Source organism: Microbacterium capsulatum (assembly GCF_030865425.1).
GTDB lineage: Bacteria > Actinomycetota > Actinomycetes > Actinomycetales > Microbacteriaceae > Microbacterium > Microbacterium capsulatum.
The window spans coordinates 518,900-529,486 of the sequence record NZ_JAVFCB010000002.1 but is presented as its reverse complement, the minus strand read 5'-3'; the positions used below and the strand labels follow the sequence as shown (position 1 = coordinate 529,486).

General features: G+C 71.5%; 9 protein-coding genes. 5 read left to right on the top strand and 4 right to left on the bottom strand.

Features of this window, described 5'->3' with window-relative positions:
- Positions 1–50 precede the first annotated feature (50 nt).
- The 3 genes from RBR11_RS05475 to RBR11_RS05465 all read right to left on the bottom strand — a co-directional run bounded on the left by RBR11_RS05475 (position 51) and on the right by RBR11_RS05465 (position 4,523).
- The gene (locus RBR11_RS05475; RefSeq protein WP_308487778.1) at positions 51–1,217 is read right to left on the bottom strand and encodes an IS481 family transposase; all 1,167 of its coding nucleotides are present in this window, start codon (positions 1,215–1,217) and stop codon (positions 51–53) included.
- A gap of 267 nt (positions 1,218–1,484) precedes the next feature.
- Positions 1,485–2,591 carry a VIT1/CCC1 transporter family protein gene (locus tag RBR11_RS05470; protein WP_308488287.1) on the bottom strand — a complete coding sequence of 369 codons (1,107 nt, stop codon included), beginning with the start codon at positions 2,589–2,591 and terminating at the stop codon, positions 1,485–1,487.
- 189 nt (positions 2,592–2,780) lie between these two features.
- Entirely contained in the window at positions 2,781–4,523 is a 1,743-nt protein-coding gene (locus tag RBR11_RS05465) for a DEAD/DEAH box helicase (protein WP_308488286.1), read from the bottom strand.
- A 159-nt stretch (positions 4,524–4,682) separates the two neighbouring features.
- Between RBR11_RS05465 and RBR11_RS05460 the strand changes: the two genes are divergently transcribed.
- Together RBR11_RS05460 and RBR11_RS05455 are read left to right on the top strand one after the other, a co-directional pair.
- Positions 4,683–5,945, top strand: a complete 1,263-nt coding sequence (locus tag RBR11_RS05460; protein WP_308488285.1) for an LCP family protein — start codon at positions 4,683–4,685, stop codon at positions 5,943–5,945.
- An 88-nt stretch (positions 5,946–6,033) separates the two neighbouring features.
- Positions 6,034–6,855: an SGNH/GDSL hydrolase family protein gene (locus RBR11_RS05455; protein WP_308488284.1), complete on the top strand. Its 822-nt coding sequence runs from the start codon at positions 6,034–6,036 to the stop codon at positions 6,853–6,855.
- Positions 6,856–6,858: 3 nt separating this feature from the next.
- On the opposite strand, the gene RBR11_RS05450 is transcribed toward RBR11_RS05455, so the two are convergent.
- Positions 6,859–7,674, bottom strand: coding sequence for a TrmH family RNA methyltransferase (locus RBR11_RS05450; RefSeq protein ID WP_308488283.1), 816 nt, complete (start codon positions 7,672–7,674; stop codon positions 6,859–6,861).
- An 88-nt stretch (positions 7,675–7,762) separates the two neighbouring features.
- Between RBR11_RS05450 and RBR11_RS05445 the strand changes: the two genes are divergently transcribed.
- From RBR11_RS05445 to RBR11_RS05435, 3 genes are all read left to right on the top strand, one after another.
- Positions 7,763–8,602, top strand: coding sequence for a Sir2 family NAD-dependent protein deacetylase (locus RBR11_RS05445; protein WP_308488282.1), 840 nt, complete (start codon positions 7,763–7,765; stop codon positions 8,600–8,602).
- Positions 8,599–9,183: a histidine phosphatase family protein gene (locus RBR11_RS05440; RefSeq protein WP_308488281.1), complete on the top strand. Its 585-nt coding sequence runs from the start codon at positions 8,599–8,601 to the stop codon at positions 9,181–9,183. The genes RBR11_RS05445 and RBR11_RS05440 overlap by 4 nt, the downstream gene beginning before the upstream one ends.
- A gap of 111 nt (positions 9,184–9,294) precedes the next feature.
- On the top strand, positions 9,295–10,578 hold the full coding sequence (locus tag RBR11_RS05435) for an MFS transporter (RefSeq protein ID WP_308488308.1): 1,284 nt from the start codon (positions 9,295–9,297) through the stop codon (positions 10,576–10,578).
- Positions 10,579–10,587: the final 9 nt, after the last annotated feature.

Genomic DNA, 10,587 nt, shown 5'->3' with positions numbered 1-10,587 from the left:
TTGTGATGTCTCAGGACATCGTGAACGGATGAACCCCCGGTTTCGGGGGTTCATCCGTTTTTGCGTTGGTAGCTGCGGGTGGGGTCGAGGGTGAAGTCGGCGAGGATTTCGCCGGTGGCCGTGGCGATGATCGTGGCGTTGTCGTTGTGGACGAGGCAGATGATCTCGACGCGGGTGTGTGCTCTGCCGATGCCGAGGTGCAAGAGGCGGCCGGTGTGGCGGAGGGTGATCTTCCCGTCGTTGTCGATGGTGTCGTAGCGGACGCGCCAGATGCCGGGGTCCTCGGGCGCGGTCGGGGTCGCTTTCGGGATCAGCTGGTAGGCGAACGCGGGGGTGTGACGGCCGATGGCGCGGTGTGGGCGGGCGTGGTTGTAGTGGTCGCGGAACGCGTCGAGGGTGGCCTGCAGCTCGAGCAGGGACCGAGCTGGTCGGGTGGCGAGGTGCTTCTTCAGCGTCTGCCAGAACCTTTCGATCTTGCCTTGCGTGGTGGGTTTGAACGGCTTCCCGTTCTTCTGGGTGATGCCCAGGGTGGCGAGCAGGGTCTCGAATCCGTTCCCGCCGCCGTCGCCGCGGCCTCGGCCGCCGCGGGCGAGGCGGGTGGTGTAGACCATGCCGTTGTCGGTCAGTGTGGCGGCCGGGTAGCCGTGTTCGGTCGCGGTGGTGGTGAACGTGTCGGTCACGGTGCGGCCGGTGACGCGGCGGTGCGCGGTCAGGTGCAGCAGGTAGCGGGAGTGGTCATCGAGCCAGCCGATGACCTCGACCTCTTGCCCGGTGGTGAGGGTCACGTGGGTGAAGTCGGATTGCCAGAGCTCGTTGGGGCGGTCCGCGGTGAACCGGCGCCAGGACGAGCGGGGCCGCTTCTGCGGCTGCGGGCTGACCCGGCCGGCCGCGGTGAGGATCCGCCAGACCGTTGCCCGGGAGACGGTGACCCGTTCCCGGGCGAGCAGTTCCGCGATCGTGTCCGCGCCGTTGTCCAGTCCAGCGGCGGCGAGCTGATCGCGCAGGGCGAGGATCCGCTCCCGCACGGTGGGGGCGGTGCGGTTCGGGCTGGCGTGCGGGCGCCGCGATCTCGGCTCGAACGCGCCGTCTCCTTCCTCGAGCCACCGGTGGTGCAGCTTATGCACGAGGGTCTTGGAGACCCCGTAACGGCGGGCGACCTCGCCGTAGGACAGCTTCTGGACGGTGACGGCTTTGATCAGCACTTCGTACTTGGCCACCGTTCACGATGTCCTGAGACATCCGCCGCCACACGCGCGGGCCGTTCACGATGTCCCGAGACAGCCGTTCACGATGTCCTGAACCCAGACACCCCCTCGCGCACGGTAACGAGAAGGCCCGGATCGGAAGATCCGGGCCTTCTCCGTTTCGCGGCGGTCACGACTCCGGTGCGGACCGGACCGTCAGCGCAGAGTCCCGTCGACGCCGGAGCCGGCGTCGTCCGGCGGGCCGGCGCAGCCGTGAGCCCGGCCCGCCGGACCCGACGGTCAGCCGACGCCGACGTGGAACAGGAGCCCGAGCAGATAGGTGACGGCGGCCGCGCCGAAGCCGATCACGAGCTGGCGGAGGCCGCGGCGCAGGGGCGGGCCGCCGGACAGCACCCCCACGGTCGCTCCGGTGCTGAGCAGCGCGATGCCGACGAGCAGCAGCGCCACGAGCACCGCGGCGTTGCCCTGCATGCCGAAGATCCACGGCAGCACCGGCACGATCGCGCCGGACGCGAACAGCAGGAAGCTCGAGATCGCGGCGGACCACGCGCTGCCGACGATCTCGTGCTCGTCGTCGTCCGACGCGGGGACGCGAAGCGGGCCGGTCTGCATGGCCATGCCGGCCTTCGCCGCGCTCACGACACGGCGCGCGCGATCCAGGGACTCGTCCGAGTCCATGCCGCGGGCACGGTAGACCAGCGCCAGCTCGTTCTCGTCGATGTCGAGGTCGCTCGCGGCGGCGTCGCCCGGTCCGTTGTCCTCCGTGGCCTGGAGAAGCTCCCGCTGCGAGCGGACCGAGACGAACTCGCCCGCGCCCATCGAGAGCGCTCCGGCGAGCAGGCCCGCGAAACCGCTGAACAGCACCACACCGCTGCCCACGCCCGTCGCGCCGATGCCGAGGATCAGGGCGAGGTTGCTGACAAGGCCGTCGTTCGCGCCGAAGACCGCCGCGCGGAACGATCCGGACAGTCGGCGCCTGCCGCGCGCGGCGAGGCCGCGGACGACCTCGAAATGCACCTTCTCGTCGGCCCGCATCGCCGGCGTGGCGTACACCTCCTCGTCGTACGGGGAGCGCGCCTCCGCGTTCTGGGCGAGCGCGAGCACGAAGATCGAGCCGAACCGGCCGGCCATCCAGCCCAGCATGCGGGTGCGGAACCCCGGACGGGGCAGGTGTGCGGGCTCCCCGCCGAGCAGCTCCAGCCAGTGCGCCTCGTGGCGCCCCTCGGCGGCGGCGAGCTCGAGGAGGATCTCGCGCTCCTCGCCGTTCTTGCGCTCGGCGAGCTGCTGGTAGACGTGCGCCTCGGCGCGCTCCTCGACGAGGTAGCGGGTCCATCGCTTGCGGTCGGCGGCGGTGGGCGCGGCAGGGACGGGATCGGGGGTGTGCATCGGTGTCCTTCTGAGTCGGGGCAACCGTTCAACGCTACCCACGCCCGCCGCTCGGACCCGCGTCAGGACGGGGATTGACAGCATTTCGGGGATCCGAAGCACCCGATGCCGGGCGCGTCGGCGCGCGCGGAGCACGGCGTCCCTTCGACAGGCTCAGGGACCGAGAGGCTCGGGGGCCGAGGAGGGCCGTCAGGACCGCACGCGGCGGCGGAGCAGGTCGATCCGCGACTGCAGCTGCGTCACCGTGGCCTGCGCCACGGCGGGACCGCCGCACAGCCGGCGTAGCTCGGCGTGCACGGCCCCGTGCTGCTCCCCGGTCTGCCGCGCGTACAGCCCGACGAGGCTGTTCAGCAGCTGCCGCTGCTCGCGGAGGGTGCGGTGCAGCGGCTCGGGCAGGGTCGTCGTCTGCGCCGGGGTCGCCGCCTCACGGGCTTCCCGCAGCCGCGACTGCCGGGACTGGCGCTGCATGAGCAGCTCGTGCACGTGCTCCGGCTCGAGCAGGCCCGGCAATCCGATGAACTCCTCCTCCTCGGGCGTGCCGGGCTCGGCGAGCTGGCCGAACTCCTTGCCGTCGAACACGACGCGGTCGAAGTGCGCCAGCGACGAGATCGCCTGATAGCTGAACTCCTGGGTGAGCGCGTCGGACGCCTCCTCCTCGCGGTTCGCGCTCTCCAGGAGCGAGTCGTCGAGGCCGTCATCGTCCTTGGACTGGCGGTCCAGCGCGTGGTCGCGCTGCTTCTCGAGCTCGTTGGCGAGCTTCATCAGCACCGGCACATTGGGGACGAACACGCTCGCCGCCTCGCCGCGCCGCCGGGCCCGCACGAAACGGCCGATCGCCTGCGCGAAGAAGAGCGGCGTCGACGAGGAGGTGGCGTAGACGCCGACCGCGAGCCGTGGCACGTCGACGCCTTCGGACACCATGCGCACCGCGACCATCCAGCGGTCGTTCGATGCGCTAAACTTCTCGATCCGCTCCGACGCCGTCGCGTCGTCGGAGAGCACGACCGTGGGCCGCTGCCCGGTCAGCGAGTGCAGGATCTTCGCGTACGCGCGCGCCACGGTCTGGTCCGTCGCGAGAACGAGCCCTCCCGCGTCCGGCACGTGATGGCGGATCTCGGTGAGCCTGCGTTCGGCCGCGGAGAGGACCGCCGGCATCCACTCCCCCTCCGGATCCAGCGCCGTGCGCCAGGCCTGCGAGGTGACGTCCTTCGTGTTGTCCTGACCGAGGTGCGCCTCGAGCTCGTCGCCGGCACTCGTGCGCCAGCGCATCTTGCCCGCGTACATGTGGAACAGCACCGGACGGACCACGCCGTCCTGCAGCGCCCGGCCGTAGCCGTATGCGTAGTCGGTGCTGGACACCCGGGCGCCCGACTCGTCCGGCAGGTACTCCACGAACGGGATCGGCGCGGTATCGCTGCGGAACGGCGTACCCGACAGCAGCAGACGTCGCTTCGCCGGCCCGTAGGCGTCGCGGATCGCGTCGCCCCAGCTCAGCGCATCGCCGCCATGGTGGACCTCGTCCAGGATCACCAGCGTGCGCGCACCCTCGGTGAGGTGCCGGTGCACGGAGGACTTCGCCGCCACCTGCGCGTAGGTCACGACGACCCCGTGGTACTGCCGGGACGGCGCCCAGTGGCTGTTCCGGAACCGCGGATCGAGTCGGATGTGCACCCGTGCGGCCGCGTCGGCCCACTGCGTCTTCAGGTGCTCGGTGGGCGCGACGACGATGACCCGGTCGATCTCGTTCGTGCGCAGCAGTTCGACCGCGAGGGTGAGCGCGAAGGTCGTCTTGCCGGCCCCCGGCGTCGCCGCGACGAGGAAGTCCCGGCGATCCGGGATCCGGAAGTACTCCTCCAGCGCCTCGCGCTGCCACGCCCTCAGCCGGTCCGCGGTTCCCCACGGGGCACGTTGGGGGAAGGACGGGGAGAGCATGGGATTCCACGATAGACGAGGCCGGGGACATTCCCGCGCGCGTCGGATCCGGATCCGGTCACAGTCGGCATACGGATTCGACACAGCTTATGCAAGGCGGATCGGGCTAAAGTCGGGAAGGCCTTCCGTCGGGGAGCGCCCCGCCCCGAAGGAAGTCCCGTGAGCCGAGAATCCGCCGCACGCCCGATCGCGCAGCACAGCCGCGTGCGCGGTCCGAGGGCCTGGACGCAGCTGCTCCGCATGATCGGCATCGGCCTCGCTGTGGTGCTGGTGAGCGGGATCGGCGTGGTCGGCTACGTGCTCACCGACCTGTCCTCCGCCGTCGCGCACAACGCCGTGCAGCTCGAGGGCGCGCCGGCCAAGGCCCCGGACATCGCGGCGTACAAGAACGGGTTCAACCTGCTCGTCGTCGGCATCGACGCGTGCGAGCCGAAGTACTCGTACCTGTTCCCCGGGCGCTGCGACGGCCCGGACGCGGAGAGCGTCAACAACGACGTCACGGTGCTCATGCACGTCTCGACCAACCCGCGGCGGATCACCGTCATCAGCTACCCGCGCGACATGATCGTCCCGGTCCCGTCATGCACGTCGAAGAGCGGTCACCAGGTCTCCGCGCAGCGCGGGGTGCAGATCAACACCACCTACGACGAGGGCGGGCTCTCCTGCGTCGCGAAGACCGTGAGCGCCCTCTCCGGGGGCCAGCAGATCGACTTCGCCGCCGCGGTGAACTTCGGCACCGTCATCGACATCACGAACGCGATCGGCGGGGTCCAGGTGTGCCTGGCCACGCCCATCAAGGATCCGTACACCGGGCTCGACATGAGCGCCGGCACCCACACGATCCAGGGCCTGCAGGCGCTGCAGTTCCTCCGCACCCGGCACGGCCTGGTCAGCGGCAGCGACCTCGCGCGGATCGGCAACCAGCAGCAGTACCTGGGCAGCCTCGCCCGCCAGCTCTCCAGCGGCAAGGTGCTCTCGAACGTGCCGACCGTGCTGAAGATCGCGAACATCGCGTTGAGCAACCTGGAGGCGAGCACCACGCTCGCCGACCCGATGACGATCGTGCAGCTCGCCCTCGCCGTCAAGGACGTGAAGCCCGCCGACATCACGTTCATCCAGTACCCGAACCTCACCGACCCGGACAACCCGAACAGGGTCATCCCGGACGTCTCCTCCTCGAAGACGCTGTGGGACGCGCTCGCCGCCAACCAGCCCGTGCAGATCACGCATAAGAACACGGTGAACGACGGGGTCACCGTGCAGCCGTCGACGCCGGCCACGACGCCCGACCCGTCCGCGGCGGCCGCGTCCGCGGCTCCGTCCGCCACGCCCGCGCCGACCGAGTCGGCCGTCCCGCTCTCCCAGAACGTCCGCGGGAGCACCGCGGCGCAGCAGACCTGCTCGAACGGGGACGCCCGCTGAGCACTGTCGCCCGGCGCGAGTAGTGTCGGATCCGGTGCCGCGCCGACCCGGCCGGCATCGCACGCTCCCGCACCCACGGAGGAGGGTCATGACCGGTCGCGAACCGCGCACGCCGTACGTCCCCAACGACACGCCGCACCCGTGGCGCCGCTACGTCGCCCTGGGCGACTCGTTCACCGAGGGGATCGGGGATCCCGAGCCGTCCGCGCCAGGCGGGCACCGCGGCTGGGCCGACCGGGTGGCCGAGGTCCTCGCGGCGCAGAGCGACGACTTCGCCTACGCGAACCTCGCCGTGCGGGGCAAGCTCATCGCGCAGATCGCCGACGAGCAGATCGCACCGGCGATCGCGCTGAACCCCGACCTGATCACGCTGTGCGCGGGCGGCAACGACGTCATCCGGCCGGGCACCGACCCGGACGAGATCGCGGCGCAGCTCGACGACATGGTCACGCGTCTGGACCGCACCGGGGCGGCGATCGTGCTCATCACCGGCATCGACACGAACTTCACGCCGGTGTTCCGCCCGTTCCGCGGCAAGGTGGCCATCTACAACGAGAACGTGCGGTCGATCGCCGAGCGGCACGACTGCATCGTCGCGGACCAGTGGGGGCTCAAGGTCATCCAGGACACCCGGTTCTTCGCGGACGACCGCCTGCACATGAACCCGCTCGGCCACCACGAGGTCGCCCGGATGGTGCTGCGCGCGCTGAACGTCCCGAACGACCTGCAGGAGATGCAGCCGGATCCGCTCCCGCCGCGCACCTGGCGCGAGGCACGCAACGAGGATCTGGTGTGGGCGCGCGCCCACCTCGTGCCGTGGGTGCTCCGCCGGTTGCGGCACCAGTCGTCCGGCGACGACGTCGAGGCGAAGCGCCCCGAGCCGCTGCCGGTGATCCTGCCCGAGGACTGATGTTCAGGCCGAGGCGGGCGGGTGCTGCAGCGCCCACAGCGCGACGGCCACCGTCGATCCGACGTTCAGCGAGTCGACGCCGCCCGCCATCGGGATCGTGACGACGGCGTCCGCCGCGTCGAGCGCCTCGGCGGTCAGCCCCGGCCCCTCGGATCCGAAGGCCAGCGCCACACGGTCGGGACGGGTGGCGGCGAACGCGTCCAGGGTCGTCGCGTCGTCGCGCAGAGCGAGCGCCGCCACCGTGATCCGCTCGTCTCGCAAGGCCGCGCTCAGCGTCGTCCAGTCGGCGAACCGGGTCCACGGCACCTGGAACACCGTTCCCATGCTCACGCGGACGCTGCGGCGGTAGAGCGGATCCGCGCACCGCGCCGACACGAGCACGGCGTCCGCCCCCAGAGCGGCGGCCGCCCGGAACCCGGATCCGACGTTCGCGTGCTCGATCAGCCCCTCCAGGATCAGCACGGTCCGCGCACCCGCGACCACCTCGGCGACGGACGGCTCCGCCGGGCGGTGCATGGCGGCCATCGCGCCGCGGTGCACGGGGAAGCCCGCGACGGCCTCGACCACGGTGTCGGGCGCGACATACACGGGTGTGCCGGTCCCGGCGAGGAGGGCGCGGATCCCGGGCAGCCAGCGCTCCTGCGTGAGCACCGAGCGCGGACGGTGACCGGCGCCGACCGCGCGTTCGATCACCTTGAGCGACTCGGCGATGTACAGGCCGCCCGCGACCTCGCGCCGGGTGCGCAGCGCGGTGTCGGTGAGGTCGCTGTAGTCGTCGAGGCGGGGATCGCTCGGATCGTGGAGGGGGATCTCGTGCACGGATCCACTCTTCCAGGCCTGCGCGGCCCGTCCCGCACCCAGCCCCGCCCCATCCGGCGCCCGTAGACTCGAAGGCCGGGAGGTCCGGTTGAACAGCAGCATCACGCCGCCGTTGCGCGCGCAGATCGAGGCGGCGGCCGAACACCTCGCCGGACGCACGATCGCCTTCCTCACCGGGGCGGGCCTGTCCACCGATTCCGGGATCCCCGCGTACCGCGGAACCGGATCCGCACCGCGCCGCGCGCCGATGACCGTGCAGACCTTCCTCGGCTCGGAGCAGGCGCAGCGGCGGTACTGGCTCGGCGGCCACCTCGGCTGGCGCTCCTTCCGCACGGCCGCGCCCAACCCCGGCCACCGGGCCATCGCGGACCTCGAGCGGGCGGGCCGGTCCGCCGGCGTGATCACGCAGAACGTCGACGGACTGCACCTCGGCGCCGGATCCGCGCGCGTCGTCGAGCTGCACGGCACGATGCGCGTCGTGGGGTGCCTGCGCTGCGGGCAGAGCTTCTCCCGCGACGCGGTCGCCGCGCAGATCGACGCCCGCAACCCCTGGCTCGACGTGCCGGACGAGGTGCTGCTCGGCCCCGACGGTGACGTTCGCCCCGAGACCACCGACGGCTTCGCCCTCCCGGTGTGCACCGTGTGCGAGGGCCGGCTCAAGCCGGACGTCGTCTTCTTCGGCGAGTTCATCCCCTCCGAGCGGTTCGCGACCGCGGAGTCGCTGCTGCGCTCCGGCGACGCGCTCGTCGTGGCCGGGTCCTCGCTCGTCGTGAACTCCGGCCTGCGCATCGTCGAGCGCGCCCGCCGCCGGGAGATCCCGCTCGTCATCGTCAACCTCGAACCCACCCGCGCCGACGCCTGGGCGTCGGCCACGGTCGCCGCTTCCACGAGCGACGTCCTCCCCGCCCTCCAGGAGCTGCTCACGTGACCCTCATCACCCTCGTCCGCCACGGCCAGACCGACTGGAACCTGGAGCGCCGCATCCAGGGGTCCACCGACATCCCGCTCAACGAGACCGGCCGCGCACAGGCGCGGGCGGCAGCCGCCGAGCTCGCCGGTGAGACGATCCACCACGTCTACGCGAGCCCGCTGCGCCGCGCCTTCCAGACCGCGGAGATCATCGCCGATGCGCTCGGGCGACCTGCTCCGCTCACCGCCGTCGGCATGCGCGAGCGCGAGTTCGGCGAGGCGGAGGGCATGCTCGTCGGGGACTACCTCGAGCGCTACGGCGACTGGCAGGCCGAGGTCCCCGGCGGCGAGACGCTCGACCGCGTCACCGAGCGGGCGCTGGACTCGATCGGCCGCATCGACCTCGCCGCCCGCCGCCGTTCGGCGCCCCGTGCGGAGACGATCCTGGTCGCCACCCACGGCGGTGTGATCCGCGCGCTGCTCATGCACGCCTCGGGCGGCACGCTGCCCGGCGACGGTGATGTGCTGGCCAACGGGTCCGTGCACCGCTTCGCCGTCGACCGCGCGGGGATCCGCCTCGTCGAGGCCGCCGCGGTCTGAGCCGCGTCGGACCCGGGCGCGCATGCGTCCCGGGCGTACGATGATCCGCGTCGCCACGACCGCCGCACCCCGAGGAGAACTGTGAATCCTGCGCCCGTTCCGGCCTGGCGGATGTGGCTGATCTGGAGCGTCGGGGTCGCCGGCTACGTGCTGTCGATCACGAACCGCACCTCGCTCTCCGCCGTCGGCGTGGACGCGGCGCACCTGTTCCAGGCCGACGCGTCGACGCTGTCGCTCTTCGCGGTGCTGCAGCTCGCCGTGTACGGGCTCATGCAGATCCCGGTGGGCGTGCTGCTGGACCGTTTCGGATCCCGGCCGATCATGGTCGCAGGCATGATCCTGATGATGGTCGGGCAGCTGGTGATGGCGTTCGCCCCGAACGTGGGCGTCGCGATCGTCGCGCGGATGATCCTCGGCGCGGGGGACGCCGCGATCTTCCCGGGCGTGCTCCGCCTCGTCGCGACCTGGTTCCCCGCGCAGCGCGGACCCCTGATGGCGCAGCTGACCGGCATCGTCGGCCAGCTCGGTCAGCTGGTCGCGCTGCTGCCGTTCCCCGTGCTGCTGCACTCCACCACCTGGTCGGTGGCGTTCGGCAGCCTCGCCGGGCTCGGCGTGCTGTTCAGCGTGCTGATGTTCGCGCTGATCCGCAACCGCCCCGCCGACCTCGCCGAGGACGTCTCCGTGAACACCGACACCGGCGTGATCCGGGTGGTCACCTCGCAGATCGACCTGCGGGTGTCGCTGCGCGAGGCCCTCGCCCATCCCGGGACCCGTCTCGGCTTCTGGACGCACTTCACGACGCCCTTCGCCGGCACCGCGTTCATGATGCTGTGGGGCATTCCCTTCCTCACGAACGGCGAGCACCTCTCGATCGGCGCCGCATCGCTCGTGACGACGGTGTACGTCGTGTTCGGCATCCTCTTCGGGCCGGTCATGGGCGCGCTGTCCTCCCGCCACCCCACCAGCCGTTCGCTGATGATCGTGCTCCCCACGATCGGGGTGCAGGTGCTCGTCTGGCTCGCCGTGCTCCTGTGGCCGGGCACCGCGCCGCTGTGGCTGCTGCTCCTGCTGGCCGTCGCGCTCGCGACCGGCGGACCCGCCTCGATGGTCGCGTTCGACCACGCCCGCACGCACAACCCGCAGCACCGGCTGAGCACCGCGACCGGAGTCGTCAACGGCGGCGGCTTCCTCGCCGGACTCCTCGCGATCTTCCTGATCGGACTCGCCCTCGATCTGCAGGGGGCAGGCACACCGGACACCTACACGCTCGACGCGTTCCGCTGGGCGTTCCTCACGCAGATCCCGCTCTGGCTGATCGGCACGGGCTTCCTGATCCGGGAGCGGCGCCTGACCCGGCGCGTGCTGGGTCTGGAACGCCGCCCCCGGAGGAGCTGAGCCGGCCCG